Annotated in this window: 17 protein-coding genes and 1 tRNA gene; 13 read left to right on the top strand and 5 right to left on the bottom strand. The window is 44.4% G+C overall.

The features are described from left to right. Positions 1–561, top strand: coding sequence for a M28 family peptidase (locus CSW98_RS17710; RefSeq protein WP_232733484.1), 561 nt, complete (start codon positions 1–3; stop codon positions 559–561). Beyond that, positions 473–970, top strand: a complete 498-nt coding sequence (locus CSW98_RS17810) for a peptidase dimerization domain-containing protein (RefSeq protein ID WP_332871198.1) — start codon at positions 473–475, stop codon at positions 968–970. Before CSW98_RS17710 ends, CSW98_RS17810 begins: the two co-directional genes overlap by 89 nt. Here the strand turns inward: CSW98_RS17810 and CSW98_RS06340 are convergent. Beyond that, positions 922–996, bottom strand: a tRNA-Gly gene (locus CSW98_RS06340). The genes CSW98_RS17810 and CSW98_RS06340 overlap by 49 nt on opposite strands. 397 nt (positions 997–1,393) lie before the next feature. Here CSW98_RS06340 and cspE point away from each other — a divergent pair. Both cspE and CSW98_RS06330 read left to right on the top strand, forming a co-directional pair. After that, positions 1,394–1,603 carry a transcription antiterminator/RNA stability regulator CspE gene (gene cspE, locus CSW98_RS06335; RefSeq protein ID WP_100799638.1) on the top strand — a complete coding sequence of 70 codons (210 nt, stop codon included), beginning with the start codon at positions 1,394–1,396 and terminating at the stop codon, positions 1,601–1,603. A 190-nt stretch (positions 1,604–1,793) separates the two neighbouring features. Continuing rightward, positions 1,794–2,351, top strand: coding sequence for a hypothetical protein (locus tag CSW98_RS06330; protein WP_157810345.1), 558 nt, complete (start codon positions 1,794–1,796; stop codon positions 2,349–2,351). Positions 2,352–2,441: 90 nt separating this feature from the next. Here CSW98_RS06330 and CSW98_RS06325 read toward each other — a convergent pair whose 3' ends face one another. After that, positions 2,442–3,863: an alanine/glycine:cation symporter family protein gene (locus tag CSW98_RS06325; protein ID WP_100799636.1), complete on the bottom strand. Its 1,422-nt coding sequence runs from the start codon at positions 3,861–3,863 to the stop codon at positions 2,442–2,444. A gap of 304 nt (positions 3,864–4,167) precedes the next feature. Between CSW98_RS06325 and fepB the strand changes: the two genes are divergently transcribed. The 6 genes from fepB to CSW98_RS06295 all read left to right on the top strand — a co-directional run bounded on the left by fepB (position 4,168) and on the right by CSW98_RS06295 (position 11,177). After that, the gene (gene fepB, locus CSW98_RS06320) at positions 4,168–5,115 is read left to right on the top strand and encodes a Fe2+-enterobactin ABC transporter substrate-binding protein (protein WP_100800025.1); all 948 of its coding nucleotides are present in this window, start codon (positions 4,168–4,170) and stop codon (positions 5,113–5,115) included. A gap of 12 nt (positions 5,116–5,127) precedes the next feature. Continuing rightward, positions 5,128–6,162 (top strand): FecCD family ABC transporter permease, encoded by a 1,035-nt coding sequence (locus CSW98_RS06315; RefSeq protein ID WP_100799635.1) that lies wholly within the window; start codon positions 5,128–5,130, stop codon positions 6,160–6,162. Continuing rightward, positions 6,141–7,214, top strand: coding sequence for a FecCD family ABC transporter permease (locus CSW98_RS06310; protein ID WP_443083654.1), 1,074 nt, complete (start codon positions 6,141–6,143; stop codon positions 7,212–7,214). The genes CSW98_RS06315 and CSW98_RS06310 overlap by 22 nt, the downstream gene beginning before the upstream one ends. A gap of 5 nt (positions 7,215–7,219) precedes the next feature. Next, positions 7,220–8,062, top strand: coding sequence for an ABC transporter ATP-binding protein (locus tag CSW98_RS06305; RefSeq protein WP_100799633.1), 843 nt, complete (start codon positions 7,220–7,222; stop codon positions 8,060–8,062). Between the two features lie 182 nt (positions 8,063–8,244). Then, positions 8,245–10,263, top strand: coding sequence for a TonB-dependent receptor (locus CSW98_RS06300; RefSeq protein WP_198517291.1), 2,019 nt, complete (start codon positions 8,245–8,247; stop codon positions 10,261–10,263). 89 nt (positions 10,264–10,352) lie between these two features. After that, the gene (locus CSW98_RS06295; protein ID WP_100799632.1) at positions 10,353–11,177 is read left to right on the top strand and encodes a siderophore-interacting protein; all 825 of its coding nucleotides are present in this window, start codon (positions 10,353–10,355) and stop codon (positions 11,175–11,177) included. A 54-nt stretch (positions 11,178–11,231) separates the two neighbouring features. On the opposite strand, the gene CSW98_RS06290 is transcribed toward CSW98_RS06295, so the two are convergent. Together CSW98_RS06290 and CSW98_RS06285 are read right to left on the bottom strand one after the other, a co-directional pair. After that, entirely contained in the window at positions 11,232–11,813 is a 582-nt protein-coding gene (locus tag CSW98_RS06290) for an acyl-homoserine-lactone synthase (protein WP_100799631.1), read from the bottom strand. A 148-nt stretch (positions 11,814–11,961) separates the two neighbouring features. Beyond that, positions 11,962–12,711, bottom strand: a complete 750-nt coding sequence (locus tag CSW98_RS06285; protein WP_100799630.1) for a helix-turn-helix transcriptional regulator — start codon at positions 12,709–12,711, stop codon at positions 11,962–11,964. Between the two features lie 281 nt (positions 12,712–12,992). On the opposite strand from CSW98_RS06285, the gene CSW98_RS06280 reads away from it, so the two are divergent. From CSW98_RS06280 to focA, 3 genes are all read left to right on the top strand, one after another. After that, positions 12,993–13,742 (top strand): LuxR family transcriptional regulator, encoded by a 750-nt coding sequence (locus CSW98_RS06280; RefSeq protein ID WP_100799629.1) that lies wholly within the window; start codon positions 12,993–12,995, stop codon positions 13,740–13,742. 320 nt (positions 13,743–14,062) lie between these two features. Continuing rightward, complete coding sequence (locus CSW98_RS06275) at positions 14,063–15,082, top strand: LacI family DNA-binding transcriptional regulator (protein ID WP_100800023.1); 1,020 nt, start codon at positions 14,063–14,065, stop codon at positions 15,080–15,082. 182 nt (positions 15,083–15,264) lie between these two features. Continuing rightward, positions 15,265–16,104 (top strand): formate transporter FocA, encoded by an 840-nt coding sequence (gene focA / locus CSW98_RS06270; protein WP_100799628.1) that lies wholly within the window; start codon positions 15,265–15,267, stop codon positions 16,102–16,104. A 104-nt stretch (positions 16,105–16,208) separates the two neighbouring features. Here focA and tkt read toward each other — a convergent pair. Beyond that, positions 16,209–17,933, bottom strand: a 1,725-nt coding sequence (gene tkt / locus CSW98_RS06265) for a transketolase (protein ID WP_100799627.1), incomplete at its 5' end; no start/stop codon positions are given.

The raw sequence follows: 17,933 nt of genomic DNA, 5'->3' as shown, positions 1-17,933 counted from the left end.
ATGCCGGTTTCTAATAAAGTTCACGTTCAGAAAGACGAAGTTAATGCTCAAAGGGTGATGGACCGAATTGAGCAACTCGCCACATTCAGTTCCATGGAGGGAATAGTCACCAGAGCATACCTCACTGATGAGCACAAGGCGGCTCATCGGCAGCTTGGGGCGTGGATGGAGGAAGCTGGCCTTCAGACCTGGCAGGATGAGGTTGGAAATCAGTGGGGACGCTTGCTCTCCAGCAACCCAACTGAAGGCACGGTTATCATTGGTTCGCACAGTGATACGGTGGTCAACGCCGGTAAATATGATGGCACTCTGGGTGTTATCATGGCCATTGAGGCTCTGAGTAACCTTAAACTTAACAATATTGAGCTGCCTTTTCATGTTGATGTGGTTGCCTTTGCTGATGAAGAAGGCACTCGCTTTAACACAATGGCAGGATATCAAAGATGCTGCTGGTATCAATCTCGGGCAGGCTATGGATGCTTTTGGGCTGGACACCAACGCAATCCCAAAGGCGAGTCGGGCGGCCGACAATACCAAAGCCTACCTGGAAGTGCATATTGAGCAGGGGCCGGTGCTGGAAAGTTGTGGTTTACCTGTTGGTGTCGTGACCGGTATCGCCGGAGCAAAACGCTTTATTGTGGACGTGTCGGGTATGGCGGGTCATGCCGGCACCGTACCGCTGGAGCTGCGTAATGATGCATTGTGTGCGGCGGCTGAGATGATTACGACCATTGAAGCGTACGTCAAAGCGCAGGGCATTGTGGCGACAGTCGGCAAGTGCGATATCAAAGGCGGGGCTGTCAATGTTATTCCCGGAGATGTTCAGTTTAGTATTGATATCCGTAGTCAGAATCAGGAACTGCTGGAAAACATGTTCTATCCACCTGAAAAACTGAAAAGTTCGATGCAGAGGAAAGGAATTGGAGCGGGCAGCGGGAATCGAACCCGCATCATCAGCTTGGAAGGCTGAGGTAATAGCCATTATACGATGCCCGCTTGGCTTCGATGGATTTATAATGCCACATAAATTAGGAAATGGAAGACCTGAAAGCATAAAAATAGTCATCAACTCAACTGTTTGGGTGATTTTCACACAATCTGGTGAGATAACGTCCTTTTGAAAAGAGCAGTTACCAAGATGCTGATAAAATCACCAGATCTTAAGATCACGAAATCGAATAAATAGTTAAAATTTTATCAAGATTACGTTGACATCCTGCCGCTTTACTCTAAGCTATTCGTGGCTAGAAAAAAAAGCTTTGTTTACAGATTTACCGTACCACTGGTCAGATATCCTTTCCATTGTGTCGTATATAAGTAGCAATTTGTTTTTTCCATGCTTCTAAAGTATGCCCTTACGGGTTAACACAATATTTCATTAGGAATTATGACTATGTCTAACACAGTGACTGGTACAGTAAAATGGTTCAACGAAACTAAAGGTTTCGGTTTCATTCAACAAGAAAACGGCCCAGACGTATTCGCTCACTTCAGCGCAATTCAGTCAGACGGTTTCCGTACTCTTGCTGAAGGTCAAAAAGTTGAGTTCACTGTAACTCAAGGCCAAAAAGGCCCACAAGCTGAAAACATCAAAGTACTTTAATCTTATCTGATTAAATACTTATGAATTGTATGTAGCCAGTCTGATGACTGGCTATTTTTTTATCCGGCAGACGGAAACATGCGGAAAAGATCACGTTCCAATGCCGAATCGGCGATATGCTGGCAGAGAAATCAGGGTAAACTAGACTTACTGAGTAAGTAAGATCGTGGGCAGTCAGGGGCTGATGGCTATGAGTGAAATAATTGTGAGTAATCTTAAGCAGCAACTGGAAGTTGCTGGCGTAGATACATTGCCGTTGTCAGATAATGAAACCCATATGTTTCTGGATGCAGTAGAAAGCAAGGCCTCTTTTTTTGATAGTTTGTGTGAGCAGAAGCAGGATAACCCCCCTTTGCTGCTTTTACTCGGGTTGCTGACTAAATCACACATTGAAGCATTGAGTAAACTGGAACCACAAGTTGAAGCTATTTCTGCTATGGATGATGTTTTTGCCCAGACTTTGGGTGATAAAAATAGTCATCAACCGGAAGCTGACTCTGTTGTAGAACTATCACTGGTTACAAAATTGTGGTTGATGGTTCAGGGATATCTCAATATGGATTTTAGTCTGGCTAATGACCACGCGAAGAAAACGTCAGATATACTGGCAAAAGTACTTCATGCTGAATCAGACCAGATACGAAGTGAACTCCTGGCGAGTTATTATCATGGTAAAGATAAACGTAAAGCCGATACACCATCAGGTAAATGGCCTGAGAAGCTTCGTAAGTGGTTAGGTACAATATAACTTCTGATTTTTATTCATTTAAAAATCCCCCCACAGGTTATTATCTGATGGGGGGATTTTTGTTTTAATTTATCTGTTGATTAACGTACCTTATTTTTTTGTAACCCATGCAGTACGGTCAATATCCAGATCAGGGAACTCATCCGGATTGAACTCCGGATGTTCGGCTCCTGCTTTCAGTTTTTCCCGGTAATCCTGAAGAATGCGCATGGCTGTCGGGAACAGCATGATTAGCGCCAGCAGGTTAATAATAGCCAGAACGCCCATCATTGGGTCGGAAAAGAAGAAAACGGATGTTGCTGCAGGGGCAACAGCACCGACAAATACAATCGCTACTACCGCAATACGCAATATGTGAACGGACAGTCGGCTTTGAGACATGAACGTCAGTGCATTTTCACCGAGGTAGTAGTTGTAGATAACAGAACTGAATGAGAACAGCAGAATAGCACCGGTCAGGTAATACTGAGCCCAGTTACCCAAATGTGAAACCAGAGATTGCTGAGTCAGAACAACACCATCAACACCAGTGGCTCCAGGGACATAGACATCACCCAGAAGAATAACGAAAGCAGTACAACTACAAACGATGATCGTGTCGATAAATACAGAAAGAGATTGTGTGATCCCCTGACTGATAGGGTGGGATACATCTGCTGTTGCTGCTACGTTTGGTGCTGATCCCAGCCCTGCTTCGTTAGAGAATAGCCCCCGACGCAGACCTTGTGCCAGTGCTGCGCCCATACCGCCACTAACGGCTTCTTCTATACCGAATGCATTTTTAACGATAGAGGTGATCACCGCTGGTAGCTCGGTAATATTCATAAGAATGATCAGTAAAGCGATAGCGATGTAAGCAATTGCCATAACGGGTACAACAACATCAGCCACTTTAGCAATGCGATGGATACCGCCATAAATGATAAAGCCTACAACAACGGCAAGAAATACACCGGTGTAGATACGGTCAATCCCAAGGCTATCCTGAACGGCACCGGCTACAGTATTGCCCTGAAATGCATTGAATCCGAAGGCGAAAGAAGCAATAAGGGATATGGCATACAAATAGGCCAGCCAGCGGTAGTTTTCACCCAGGCCATGGATAATCGTACGGGCTGCACCACCACGAAATTCACTTTCTTCTTTACGTTTATACAACTGTGCCAGAGAGCATTCGATCAGACTGGTTGCCATTCCAACAAGGGCAATTGCCCACATCCAGAAAACAGCTCCCGGACCACCCAGCGTAATAGCAACCGCGACTCCGGCAATATTACCGCCACCAACGCGACCACCAATGGATAATAAAAGTGCTTCACGGCCGGAAATGGCGTTTTTACCTGCGGTTTGGTTTTTAGTCAGTAAAACGCGGAACATGCGTTTAAAAAACCGAAACTGAACAAAGTCAGTGACGATAGTAAAGAACAGACCAAATATTACGAGGAATGGTACCAGTGACCATCCCCAGGTCAGATCTCCGACTATCCCAAAGAAAGATTCTAATAATTGCATCAATACTCCTTGAATTTACAGTGTGTTCTGTCTGTCAGGGTTATGCTGTTATAAGACAATGTTATGCCTTAATTAGTCCCTTATTATGTATTATATTTTGCTCACATTTTAGCCAATGGAACTACATCAATACCCAAAAGCCGACGATTCTACCTTAATGCACGGATGTATATCAAACGCTTGATCCCGATAAAGACAGGGAACCCATATTGCTAACTGGCGGAGGCTTAGCGTAGGTACTGATAAGAAAGACTTTTATAAAAAACATTTTGTGCTAGCATACACGCATTAATGTTGAATGGTAATGCGTATGATTATCGTTAGAGTTGTGTTTTATATAATACTGGTTTTGTCTTTTCCTCTACAGGCGCAGGATAAACTTTCCGGATACTGGCCCAGAGAATTTGTTAATGCGGATGGATCCGTTACGGTGATCCCTGAAAAGCCGAAACGTATTTTATCTACCAGTGTTACTGTAACAGGAACTTTACTTGCGATTAATGCGCCTCTGGTAGCGAGTGCTTCTGACGGAAGAGGGGATTTTTTCCAACAGTGGAAATCTACAGCAGAAGAGAGACAGCTAGATAAGTTATGGCCTGCCGGAAGTATTGATCTTGAGATGGTGTATTCTGTTGCTCCTGATTTAATCATAGTGTCCTACAGTGGTGGAGATTCGGCGAAAGAACAGATGGAAGCTCTGAGTCTGATTGCTCCGACAATTATGGTGGATTATGGAAAACAGACCTGGCAGAAACTTGCTACTCGTTTGGGTGAAGCGATGGGAATGGAGGAAAGCACTCAAGCCGTGATCGCTGATTTTGATGAGTATCTTGATAAAATACGAAATCAGCTCTCTCTGCCGGATAAACAGGCAAATATCATCAGTTATCACGGGGCGGGTATTGTTAATCCTATCGCTAAAACTGGTAGCCCGCATGCACAATTACTAAAGACGTTGGGGTTTGAAATCGAAGGCCCCGATCCCAGTTGGGAAACCTATAAAGATAAACGGAATGATTTTGTCAGAGCACATTATGAGAATCTGACACTGTTGAAAGCCCCGGTTACATTTCTTATCGTCGCTGATCAGAATAAAGCAAATAAGTTAATGAATGATCCTGTACTGGCCAATATGCCATCGGTGAAAAAAAAGCAGGTATATGGTCTTGGTCTGAATTCGTTCAGGGTCGATTATTTTAGTGCTCTGGAAATAATCGATACGGTTTCCGATTATTTCAGAGTGCACCGGTAATCAGGAATAACAATGTTTACTGTGTGCATAAGAAATAAAGCTTCATTCAGCCGGTTGACTCCGGGTGTCGGACTGATGCTTCTGAGCGCATTGATTGTGCTGTGTGCGGTGGGCAGTATTTTTATTGGCACCCGTGATATTGATACAGAAACAACCTGGCAGGCACTTATTGCTTATGAGCCGACCAATACCGAACATCTTTTAGTGCATTATCTCAGGGTGCCCAGAAGTATTTTAAGTGTCGTCGTTGGTGTTGCGCTTGGTGGTGCCGGAGCGGTTATGCAGGCACTGACGCGTAATCCGCTTGCTGAACCTGGATTACTGGGGATCAATGCCGGTGCCACTTTGGCTATTGTAACGGGGATAGCAGCCTTTGGGATTAGCGATACCAGTCAGTATATGTGGTTTGGTATTGCCGGATCGGCGTTGGCAGGCGGGGCTGTGTATCTGCTTGCAGATCTCAATCACGGTAGCAGCCCGGTGAAAGTTGTTCTGGCAGGAACAGCATTGTCGGTGGTTCTGTTTGCCTGCACGCATATTATTACTCTTAATAGTGAAGAACAGGTTTTTGATCAATTCCGCCATTGGGTGATTGGCTCACTACAGGGGCGGGATTATAGGGTACTGTATCCGGTTCTGAGTCTGGTTATCTGTGGCGTTGTGGTGTCTTTATCCTTGGTGAAAGAACTGAATTCCGTTTCTCTGGGCGCAGATGTTAGCCGTTCTCTGGGTATTGATCAGAGAAAACTCTGGTTCGGGGCATCTATGGCTATTGTTATTCTGGCCGGTGCCGCTACGGCGGCTGCCGGACCGGTCAGTTTTGTTGGTCTGACAGCACCTCATATAGCCCGGGTAATCGTCGGTTCTGATTATAAGTGGCTTCTGCCTTATTCCATGTTGATTTCAGCCCTGTTACTGGTTGTTGCCGATACTCTGGGCAGAGTGATCGGCTACCCGAATGAGATCAGTGTTGGTGTCATGGTGGCATTACTTGGCGGACCTTTCTTTGTGTTCCTGGTCAGAAGATGGAAGATTGCACAGCTATGAATAACAGCAGCCGGCCATTACCGCTAAGAGAGCATGTATTCCGTTATCGGGGTTACTCTTTTCTCTGTTCATTTAAGGAAGTGAAATGGGTTGTTGTTCTTTGCTTTCTGATCCTCTGCCTATCAGTCTATCTGCTCAGTATCGGCCGATTTGAGATCGGTCTGGCGCATATGATGGATATTTTGCTTGGTAATCGCCCCGGAAGTATTGAAGAACGCATTATATGGAACATTCGTTTACCACGTCTGGTAACGGCTCTTTTTGTCGGCGCTGCTTTGGGTATTTCCGGGGCGGTATTTCAGTCAGTATCTAAAAATGCTCTGGGCTCGCCGGATATTATTGGGTTTACCACTGGTGCTGCTACTGGAGCATTAATTCAGATCATATTGTTTGAGCAGCATTCTCTGTTTGTTGCTTTGTCTGCTGTAGCCGGGGGGATCCTGACTTCTGTGACGGTTTATTTATTATCTCGTAAAGGCGGAATTGCCGGAGGATATCGGCTGATACTGGTTGGTATTGGTATCGGCGCTATTTTAAGTGCACTAAACGGGTTGATGTTAGTTAAAGGACATATTGATCAGGCAATCACAGCAAATCTATGGCTGGCAGGGTCGCTGCACGGTAGAACATGGGAACATGCATTGCCAGTTGTATTGGGGATTGCTCTTGTCATTCCATTCATGTTGACTCAGATCAGAGCCTTGCAGATGATCGAAATGGGAGATGACATGGCACTTCAACTTGGGATCCGGGTTGAACGTGTCCGCTTTGGTATGCTTTTATCGGCTGTAATATTAGCGGCTTTGGCAACCGGAGCCGCCGGTCCGATAGCTTTTATCGCACTTGCTGCGCCTCAGTTGGTTAAACGGGTGGTGAAGTCCGGAAGAATCCCTGTTATCGGCTCGGCCTTGATGGGATCATTATTATTGGTTCTGGCCGATCTCATTGCCCAACTGAATCCTTTAGGATTTACATTACCTATAGGACAGTTAACCGGTCTGGTTGGTGGGATATATTTGATTTGGTTATTACGGCGTACAGATAACCTCTGATTATTATGACAATAAGGAGTTTTCTTATTAATAAGCAGCAACAGAAACAGGATAGGCTTATCGCATCTGATCTACACGTCGAATACGAGTCTTCCCGGGTATTCGAATCTCTGAATATTGTTATTCCTGACGGTAAGTTTTCCGTGATCATCGGACCTAATGGTTGTGGAAAATCGACATTATTGCGCACACTTTGCCGCCTACTGACACCGCATATTGGGCAGATTACTCTTGATGGGAAAAATATAGCTCACTGGCCGGCGAAAGAACTCGCTCGCCAGGTAGGTATATTACCACAAAATGTACAGGCTCCGGATGGTATCAGAGTGGTTGATCTGGTGGCCAGAGGGCGTTATCCGTATCAGCATTTGTTTCAGCAGTGGAGCCCTGACGATGAGATTGCGGTAAAGGAAGCACTGGAAGTCACAGGGATTGAGCATCTGGCAGAAAGGCAGGTAGAAGAGTTGTCGGGAGGGCAAAGGCAGAGAGCATGGATTGCGATGGTTCTGGCACAAAAGACACCAATTTTGTTTCTGGATGAGCCCACGACGTATCTGGATATTGCTCATCAGATAGAACTGCTTGAATTATTAAGTGAGCTGAACCGGGAAAAGGCCTATACCATTGTGGCTGTTTTACATGATCTGAATCAGGCTTGCCGCTATGCAGACCATATGCTGGTCATGGCTGATGGAGCGATTCATGCAGAAGGAAAACCGAATGATATTATGAGTGCAGAGATGGTTCGGCATGTATTTAACCTCGAATGTAGCATTATCAGCGATCCAGTTAGCGACACACCGCTGGCTATTCCTCATGGACGTTGGGGAAAATCGTTTAGTAGCTAATCGTCTGATAGTTAACCGCTTAATAACCAATTGATTAATAACTAATAGTAATAACTTGTTCTTTTTAGTTGTAACGCTTCAGTAAATACATATTGATAATGAGAATAATTATCAATATGATCCGCACTTTGCTGGATGGCAAATTATTTACCGGAATAAAACCAATGAATAAGGACAAACTAATGAGATCTTATCATCCTTTAAAGGTGACTCAACTTGCAGTGAGTGTTGGTATCATACTTGGCAGCGCTTTACCTGCCGGATTTGTTATGGCTCAGGATACGGAAGTCAGTCGTATAGATACCATTACTGTTGTGGGGGAAAAGATAGCTAAGAATCAGAAAGATACCACATCGGCAGTTTCTGTTATTACTGATGATCAATTTCAGAGTGGAGAAACTAAAACGGTAAACGAGCTGGTTACGGCAGTACCTAATGTTGTGGCTGGTGGTTTTGGTGCTATCAGTATTCGTGGTATTGATGGTGCCGGTGCAGCTACCGGTGGTGTGGCATTTTACACTGGTGCAAGAGCCAGAGTTTCGACTGTAGTGGATGGTGTTACTCAGACATGGGCCGGACATAACAATACGCCGAACAATTTGTGGGATGCAGAGCAGGTTGAGGTGTATAGGGGACCGCAATCAACGATTCAGGGGACGAACTCAATTGGTGGAGCTCTGGTTGTCGTCACTAAAGACCCGACTTACCTCTGGGAAAATGCAGTCAGGGTTGGCCTGGAAACTTATGAGAATGGTAATGTAAAAAACAGTCTGGCTGTGATGACATCGGGACCGATTATTGACGATGAATTAGCTTTCAGACTGGCTGTGGATGGAACCGATGGGGAAGGCTGGATCAATTACGCAGATACCAATGATGAGCTGGGTTCTTCTCCTGATCTGGATGATTCCAAAAATGTGAATACACGAGCCAAATTGCTTTGGGAACCCAATGCAAAACTATCGGCTAAATTGACGCTGAATCATCACATTAATGAAGGCGAATATCTGAACTGGGTTAATGAAGACGATTATGCAGATGAAACTCTGACTCTTGATTCTTCGCTCTATAATGCGCGTATTCAGGATAGCGAATCTTATTCCTTCGCTTCTGATGTTGATTATGAGTTTTCAGAGAAAATATCTAATACATTTCATTTAAGCTATCTGAAAAGCGATATAGACATCAGTCAATATACGCGTTCTATGGAAATCTATAACTACACAGAGAATGTCACGCTGGAAAACCGGGTGCTGTTTTCTGCACCTAGAGCAAACTTGTCCGGGGTAGTCGGATTGTTCGCTTCACGCACTGATAAGGAGCTTGGTGTTATCGGTCGGTTTGACTCTTTCGGTACCACAACGGTTTCTGCACTTTACGCTGATACAACTTACGCCATGAATCCTGACTGGAAACTGGTTGCAGGTGCGCGTTTGGAAAAAGAAAAAGTGGAACGAATGTTTAATGATGAGTCATCTGACTACGATGAGAATATTTTCCTGCCTAAGTTGGGTGTTATTTACGCACTGACAAAAGATACGTCGATGAATGCATCGGTGCGTAAGGGCTATAATGCCGGCAGTGAAGCGGTCAATCTGTCTTATGACTACTATACCTATGATCGGGAAACCGTTATTGCTTATGAAACAGGGCTCGTTTCTGCGTTTGACCATGCCGAAATTAAGGCAAATCTGTTCTATAACGACTATACCGGTTATCAGGCTGTTGATTCATTCCAGATATACAATATCGATTCTTCCCATACTTATGGGGCTGAGTTGGAAGGAACATATTGGGCTTCGGACAGCCTGATCCTGAATGGTTCTTTGGGCTTACTACAGTCTGAAGTGGACAGCAGTGATGTAACTTCATCCGGTAATGAGCTTCCCAGTGCGCCGCACACGAATATTTCTGTTGGTCTGACCAAGTACTTTGATGCAGCGTTTATGCTGGGGGTTGATGTGAATTATGTCGGAGAATACTACTCGGATCTTGATAATACGGAAGAATACAAGGCGGGTGATTATGTTATCTCTAATGCACGTATTGAATACGTTATCGGTGATTTTACTCTGAGTGGCTATATTAAAAACCTGACAGACGAAGATGTCGCTTATCTGCATAACTTTAACAGCAGTATGCAGCGTACCGCAGTGGGGCAACCAAGAACATTTGGTCTGAGCGCTACTTATCGCATGTAACTGAGCGTATATGCCTTTAAAACCGGGAGTTCGGGCTGAGCCTCGGTTTATTTTTATCTATGTATCTGCCTGCTAGGAGAAAAGAAGCAATGAGTCAGCAGTCACGTAATTTAATCACCCCTAAGACGATCGAATGTGTCAGAAAAACCCGGGTATCACCGCATTTGCTGCGAATTACATTTATCGGTGATGATCTGAAAGATTTTCCTGAAAAATGTGGTGCAGGACATCTGAAAATATTTTTGCCTAATCAGGAGTCCGGTATTTTACAGCTTCCACAAAGGGATAGGGAAACAGATACGGTTATCTGGCCGGAACATAAGCCGGTAGCAAGAGCCTATACCGTACGGAAGTTCCGGAAAGATGAGGAAGAACTGGATATCGATTTTGTTGACCACGGACTGGTAAGTCCGGGATCCGGTTGGGCTGTCAATGCCAAACCGGGAGATAAATTGGGCCTGATTGGTCCCGGTGGTCCGGATCCGATGCTGGAACCTGCGGACTGGCATATTCTGGCCTGTGATTTAACCGGGTTACCTGCAGTGAGTGCGATTCTGGAAGAGTTATCGGATGATGCTAGAGGTGAAGTGTTTATTGAAGTGGAATCTTTGGCTGAAGTGCATGAGCTTGAGCACCCTCCCGGCGTTAATATTCATTGGATTGAAATTGACTTTACCCGTCCGGAATACTGTCTTGCAAATGGTATCTCAACAGTAACTGTGCCGGATAATACTGCCTCTGTTTCAGGATTCATCGCTGGAGAAAACAGCAGTGTAAAAGAGTGTCGGCGTTATCTGGTAAAACAGTTTGGTCTGACTAAACAGAATCTGTATGCCATTCCGTATTGGCGACGCGGGAAAAATGAAGAGGCGTATCATCATGAACGGCATACAATTATGGATCAGAATTACTAACCGATAGTGGTCGTTGTCCCGGCTGAAATAAGCCGGGCTATGTATGGGGCTGTGTCAGGCGAGCCCTACAGATTGTCTGAAAGCTTGATCCACGGGGATCAGCAAACCGACCGACTTTGTATCTCCCAGAGTATGGACTTCGCTGCTTCCAAATCTCTGATGGGGTAATCCTATACGTTTAAGCAGTTTTTCAACCCCGGTAGAGGTTACGGTAACATAGTGGCTGATTGAGTGCTGAACTCCATAGAGATAGATGGCTTTAAACATCTCCATCGTTACAGTTCCGGGAGTATAGTGTGCTCCGGATGACTGATTCCTTTCAACAGCAAAACGGCTTAGTTCATAGATAGATTCCGACTCCGGGGCTTTTTCTCCGCCCAGACACTGTGGGAAGGTGTCTTTGAGCATATAATTTCCACGAGTCGGCAGGATCCTCCAGCAGCCAATCATCTGTTGCTCATTTCTGGCAAGCAAGTATGTTGGATTCAGGTGATCATAGTTATCAGATTCATGTTGATCCTCTGCATCTACATCCCAGTTCAGGCGCTGTTTAAATACCCGATAGCGTAAAGTCAGCAACTCATCATACTCCTGATTAGACAGTTCTGTTTTACATTTGCATTCGATATTAATCATGACAAGGTACCTTTATTAAATAAGGTTTATATTTGTCTGATAAATTAAATTTTCCAACTGTAATATCTTACAGGTGCTATAATTATTTATTGGTGATATGAGATTTTATAAACGAGATCGTACCCTAAACAATTAGGGTACAATATGCTTATACTTGTGGGTTAATTATTCCTGTGACAATGGCTTTACTGATAGCTTGGTATTTATTGGTCGCATTTAATTTCTCACAGATATTGGTTAAATGAAAAACAACAGTTCTTTCAGAACAGCTGGTTATTTTCGATATTTCCCACGCCGATTTACCTTCAGCAGACCATTTCAGGCATTCTAGTTCTCTGCTTGTAAGTTTAACCGGTTCAGGAAAATGAGTAGCGAAAAGGGGATCATGACAGAAACAGTCAACAATGACGGGTGATAAAGTTTGTGATGCAATAATGGCCATCTCTTGGCAGCCGGATTTCTGTCCTGAATTAGCAAAACTGCACATGCCGAAAGTACCACCTGATGAATGAATTGGAATTGTTATTCCTTCAATTAAATTATATTTTTTAGCTTCTTCCATAATATTTATATTGTTTTTCGACTGACTGATGAAACTTTTAATATATGGATCTGACCATAGAATGGGATTATGATTTTTTATGCTATATAGAAAAACAGGGTCCATTTTTCTAAAGTTATTTTTCTCATAAATATCACGCCATTCATGAGGATAATTATTAATGATTCCTGAATGTGATTTTGTTATTGATGTGGGTATGGATATACCTATCAGATAATATTCATAGTCAATAATATTTAGAGTTTTTATTATTGTATTCTCTAATTTGTTCAGATCTTTGCAAGAGTTTGCTTCTGTTATTACTTCATATAATTTATTGATTGTTAATGCGTTCATTACAGATATCCTGATATTTGCGACAGAAATCTATAAATATCAGAACTGATTATTATTTTTGCTATGGCTAGCACATTAAGAATACGAGTTCACTGCTTTGATATGTGTGTAAGTGCGCTGAAATTGGTTCTGTATTTTACATTGAGGTGAGGAATAACTATCCAGATGGTGTATATAAAATGATCGGACGAACGTAATGTGCGATCCGTTTCTTCCATTGGTTTAGTAAATTCTGATACAGTCCATAAAGCTACTAAAATCAGCGCTTAGGGTGTAATGTAATGGAAAAAATAATTAAGTGTATTGAAACTATCTCTGAAGCTGATTCGATAGCCAAAATTGAACTGGAATTGCTGTCTCTGTCGCAGTTCTTTGAGTATGATTTTTACTTGCTTGGTTTGTCTGTTCCCGAGTCGGTCGCCCGGAGTAAGGTTCTCATTTATAACAATTACCCGACAGACTGGAGAGAATACTATGATGCCAACAACCTGGCGAATGTCGATCCGGTCGTGAAACACTGCTTTGAGAACACGGATCCCATCCATTGGCATCAGATTATTAATGCTTCTTCAAATAATAAAGAACTGAAATTCTTTAAGGATGCTGCCCGTGCCGGTTTATGCAGTGGAATGAGTGTCCCAGTGCATGGCAGCCGTGGTGAATTCGGCATGCTGAGCTTTTCATCCCGGAAATCGGTTGCGGATATTCCTGATGAAACCATCAGTAAGGTTATGTTATGGGCACAAATCATTGCACCTATTGCATTTTCACGAATTGTGGCTCTTGTGGGGTACAGCCCTAATTTTAATTCCCTGACGCCCAGAGAGAACAGCGCACTTTTGTGGGCGGCAGAAGGAAAGACGACCTGGGAAATTTCCAAAATTCTGGACTGTTCTGAAAGAACTGTATTCTTTCATATTGATAATGCTACAAAAAAATTACAGGCAGCAAATCGGTATCAAGCGATCAGCAAAGCCATTTTATTAGGTTATATTCATCCGGAGATCACTTCTAATGATACGGAAACCTGATATGAACTGATAAACCTGTCAGATTCCGCAGGTTGTTATTATTACTGACTTGTATGACACTTACAGCAGTTAAGCTTAAATCAATTTTGGCTAACAACGTCAGTGGCAACTGAATAAAATTCATAAATAGAAGCGATATAAAGTAAACAACACTAATATTAATAAACACCATTTATGGTAGATTACTAACCACTATAGGGCGTGAGTGTGGTCATGCTCTATAGTGGTTTTTTTTATTCTGCAAAGGTAGTATCTGATACCGAGATGGCTGAACGGTACCACTCAGGTATAAGTAGAGGATACATGTCGTGAAGAAAAAAATGACACTTGCAGAAGTTGCTGAGTTAGCAGGAGTCTCAAAGTCAACGGTCAGTTTTGTTTTGAATGGGCATGCAGAAAAGCACAGAATCGCCCCTGAGACCGTAGAAAAAGTCATGGCAGTAGTATCAGAAAACAATTACGCACCTAGCCTGTATGCCCGGGCTTTAAAATCTAAACGTACCTATACCATAGGTCTGGTTATTCCGGATCTGACCAATATGGGATTTGCGACGATAGCGAAAGAGCTAGAAAAATTGTGTCGTACCCAAGGTTATCAGGTATTGATAGCCTCTTCTGAAGATGCTGCAGAAGAAGAGTTACGGGCTGTAGATAGCCTGATAGCACGACAGGTTGATTTGCTGATGGTTGCCAGTTCAATGTCTGATGACACGTTTTATATTCAGGTAAACAAAACTATTCCGGTTATTTTGTTTGACCGTCGCATGGATGGGACGATGCTTCCTTATGTCGTGACGGATGCAGAAGCCGCAACTGAAACCGTCATAACGCGTTTGGTAAAAGGGACTGGAGGAGAATGCTTTTATTTTGGCGGTTTATCTGCGCTTTCTCCGGGACAGGATCGTTTTAATGGTTATGTTAAAGGGATGGCTAATGCCGGATTTACGCATGATCCCCGATATATTTTTCACAGGGACTACCAACCGGAATCCGGCTATTTAATGATGCAAGAGTGCGTTGAACAACTAGGACGCTTTCCGCAGGCTCTGTTTACCGCGTCTTATTCTATCCTTGAAGGCGTATTGCGTTATCTGACAGAGCATAATGGCCTGAATGCCGGGATCCGAATCGCTACTTTTGACAACTACACCATTCTGGATTGTCTGCCGGTTGCGATTGATTCTGTGGAGCAGAATTATCAGGAAATGAGTCAGTATCTGTTTACTTGTATGCAAAAGTTGCTGAATAAAAAAGAGTTATTTGTGCCACAGAAAGTCTTTCCCGCCACGATACATTTTCGATCCCCTCGATCCCCTCAATCCCCGATAACACTTATATAGGCATATATTGCAGTAATCTCATGATATCTGTTCAACGAAATTTTATTTGCTTTCGGACAAGATGATATTGCTGAAAAATGCCATAGGAAAAAGCATAAACAAGAATAAAAATTCACTTGCAAAAAGCAGGTGATAGGAGGATTATCCGCGCACAAAACTATAATCACATTTTTACGAGAGCTATGAATAAATTTGATTCGTTATTACCGCCGGAAATGGCGGAAAGAGCGGCAGAGGCGGGGGTAGGTAAAGCGACTAAAGACCCGGTGAAGTCGCTACTGCTTGCCATTACAGCAGGTGTGCATATCGGTATTGCATTTGTGTTTTACACAACGATTACTACCGGTAGTGAAGGCATGGGCTGGGGTATGAGCCGCTTTATCGGCGGACTGGCTTTTAGTCTGGGTCTTATTTTGGTTGTGGTGACAGGTGGTGAGTTGTTTACCAGCTCGGTCTTAACAGTGGTTGCCCGTGCCAGTGGTAAAATAAGCTGGAAAAATCTTGGACTTAACTGGTTAGTGGTTTATCTGGGTAACTTTATCGGGGCTATGCTGCTGGTTGGTATTATGCTGCTGTCTAAACAATATATGTTTGATAACGGGCAGGTTGGAATTAATACGATGCACATTGCACAGCATAAGATGCACCATGATTTCTGGGCTGCGGTAGCATTGGGAATTATGTGTAATGTTTTGGTCTGTATTGCTGTATGGATGACATTCAGTGGACGAAGTCTGACAGATAAAGTTCTGATCATGATCCTGCCAGTTGCCATGTTTGTTTCTTCAGGGTTTGAACACTGTATTGCCAACATGTTTCAGGTTCCTATGGGTATTGCTATTAAAACATATGCGTCTCCGGAGTTTTGGCAGGCAACGGGTACAACAGCGGCAGAATTTGCTGATCTGAATGTTGCTACTTTTGTGGTTCACAACTTAATTCCTGTCACGATAGGTAATATTATTGGTGGCGGACTGTTTGTCGGACTGGGTTACTGGCTGATTTATCTGCGAACAAAATAACCTTTTTTATTACATTTTGATAATCACCCCCAGATGAAAAAAACCCCTGACCTTATGCAAGGAAAGGGGGATTTTGTTTAGACTAGTAATATACTTGGGTTACATTAAGCCAGAATTTCTTTTGCTTTTTCAACAACATTTTCAACAGTAAAGCCGAACCGCTTAAACAGCTCGCCTGCCGGTGCGGATTCACCGAAGGTGGTCATACCCACGATACGGCCGTTCAGACCCACGTACTTGTACCAGTAATCAGCAATACCCGCTTCAATCGCAACACGGGCTGTTACGTCCGATGGCAGTACAGATTCGCGGTAAGCCGCATCCTGTGCATCAAACACATCCGTTGATGGCATAGACACAACACGTACGTTTTTGCCTTCTTCCGTCAGCTTAGCTGCGGCTTCAACAGCCAGTTCCACTTCTGAACCTGTTGCGATAAAGATAAGCTCTGGCTTGCCCGCGCAATCTTTCAGTACATACGCCCCTTTGCCGATGTTCGCCAGTTGCTCGGCATCACGAGCCTGCTGCGCCAGATTCTGACGAGAGAAAATCAGTGCTGTCGGACCGTCTTTGCGTTCAATGGCGTATTTCCATGCCACCGCCGATTCCACTTGGTCACACGGACGCCATGTGCTCATGTTTGGTGTCACACGCAAAGAAGCCATCTGTTCTACAGGCTGGTGTGTCGGACCGTCTTCACCCAGACCAATAGAGTCGTGAGTGTACACCTGAATGTTCTGTACCTTCATCAGCGCCGCCATACGCAGGGCATTACGCGCGTATTCCATAAACATCAGGAAGGTCGCACCATAAGGCACAAAACCACCGTGCAGGGCAATACCGTTCATGATGGCGGTCATTCCGAATTCACGCACACCGTAGTGGATGTAGTTACCGGAGAAGTCGTCATGTGTCAGCGATTTGGAGCCGGACCACATGGTCAGGTTAGACGGTGCCAGGTCAGCTGAGCCGCCCATAAATTCAGGCAGTAACTTACCGAACGCTTCCAGCGTATTTTGCGACGCTTTACGTGACGCGATGCTGGCGGGATTAGCCTGCAGGTCTGCAATAAATGCGCTCGCTTTTTCTTCCCACTCTGCCGGCAGTTCACCATTCACACGACGCTTAAATTCAGCCGCCAGTTCAGGATAAGCCGCCGCATAAGCCGCAAACTTCTCATCCCATGCGTTTTCTTTGGTCGCACCGGCTTCTTTCGCATCCCATTCCGCATAGATATCAGCAGGGATATCGAACGGAGCCTGTTTCCAGCCCAGGAATTCACGGGCAGCCGCAATTTCATCGTGCCCCAGAGGCGCACCGTGACAGTCGTGTGAACCGGATTTGTTCGGCGAACCAAAACCTATGATGGTTTTGCAGCAAATCAGTGTCGGCTTGCCGGTTTCCGCTTTTGCCGCTTCAATCGCTGCGTTGATGGCTGCACTGTCGTGGCCATCGACCGCCGGGATAACATGCCAGCCGTACGCTTCAAAACGCTTCGCCGTATCATCAGCAAACCAGCCTTCAACATGACCATCGATAGAGATACCGTTGTCATCCCAGAACGCAATCAGTTTACCCAGACCCAGTGTCCCGGCCAGAGAGCACGCTTCGTGGGAAATCCCTTCCATCAGACAGCCGTCACCCATAAATACGTAGGTGAAGTGGTCAACGATATCGTGGCCGGCCTGATTGAACTGTGCAGCCAGAGCACGTTCAGCCATCGCCATACCAACCGCGTTAGTAATGCCCTGACCCAGAGGACCGGTTGTGGTTTCGATACCCGGTGCGTAACCGTATTCAGGGTGACCCGGTGTTTTGGAATGCAGCTG

Source organism: Vibrio sp. HA2012 (assembly GCF_002812955.1).
Classification (GTDB): domain Bacteria; phylum Pseudomonadota; class Gammaproteobacteria; order Enterobacterales; family Vibrionaceae; genus Vibrio.
Note: the sequence above shows the minus strand (reverse complement) of the source record. Positions and strands in the feature narration are given on the sequence as shown.

What these genes read in the sequence shown, in the direction of transcription:
- CSW98_RS06300 (WP_198517291.1), top strand. Translation starts at nt 8,245, where the DNA reads ATGAGATCTTATCATCCTTTAAAGGTGACTCAACTTGCAGTGAGTGTT.
- fepB (WP_100800025.1), top strand. Translation starts at nt 4,168, where the DNA reads ATGCGTATGATTATCGTTAGAGTTGTGTTTTATATAATACTGGTTTTG.
- CSW98_RS06305 (WP_100799633.1), top strand. Translation starts at nt 7,220, where the DNA reads ATGACAATAAGGAGTTTTCTTATTAATAAGCAGCAACAGAAACAGGAT.
- CSW98_RS06295 (WP_100799632.1), top strand. Translation starts at nt 10,353, where the DNA reads ATGAGTCAGCAGTCACGTAATTTAATCACCCCTAAGACGATCGAATGT.
- CSW98_RS06285 (WP_100799630.1), bottom strand. Translation starts at nt 12,711, where the DNA reads ATGAACGCATTAACAATCAATAAATTATATGAAGTAATAACAGAAGCA.
- CSW98_RS06315 (WP_100799635.1), top strand. Translation starts at nt 5,128, where the DNA reads ATGTTTACTGTGTGCATAAGAAATAAAGCTTCATTCAGCCGGTTGACT.
- CSW98_RS06310 (WP_443083654.1), top strand. Translation starts at nt 6,141, where the DNA reads ATGGAAGATTGCACAGCTATGAATAACAGCAGCCGGCCATTACCGCTA.
- CSW98_RS17710 (WP_232733484.1), top strand. Translation starts at nt 1, where the DNA reads ATGCCGGTTTCTAATAAAGTTCACGTTCAGAAAGACGAAGTTAATGCT.
- CSW98_RS17810 (WP_332871198.1), top strand. Translation starts at nt 473, where the DNA reads ATGGATGCTTTTGGGCTGGACACCAACGCAATCCCAAAGGCGAGTCGG.
- CSW98_RS06290 (WP_100799631.1), bottom strand. Translation starts at nt 11,813, where the DNA reads ATGATTAATATCGAATGCAAATGTAAAACAGAACTGTCTAATCAGGAG.
- cspE (WP_100799638.1), top strand. Translation starts at nt 1,394, where the DNA reads ATGTCTAACACAGTGACTGGTACAGTAAAATGGTTCAACGAAACTAAA.
- CSW98_RS06280 (WP_100799629.1), top strand. Translation starts at nt 12,993, where the DNA reads ATGGAAAAAATAATTAAGTGTATTGAAACTATCTCTGAAGCTGATTCG.
- CSW98_RS06325 (WP_100799636.1), bottom strand. Translation starts at nt 3,863, where the DNA reads ATGCAATTATTAGAATCTTTCTTTGGGATAGTCGGAGATCTGACCTGG.
- CSW98_RS06275 (WP_100800023.1), top strand. Translation starts at nt 14,063, where the DNA reads ATGACACTTGCAGAAGTTGCTGAGTTAGCAGGAGTCTCAAAGTCAACG.
- CSW98_RS06330 (WP_157810345.1), top strand. Translation starts at nt 1,794, where the DNA reads ATGAGTGAAATAATTGTGAGTAATCTTAAGCAGCAACTGGAAGTTGCT.
- focA (WP_100799628.1), top strand. Translation starts at nt 15,265, where the DNA reads ATGAATAAATTTGATTCGTTATTACCGCCGGAAATGGCGGAAAGAGCG.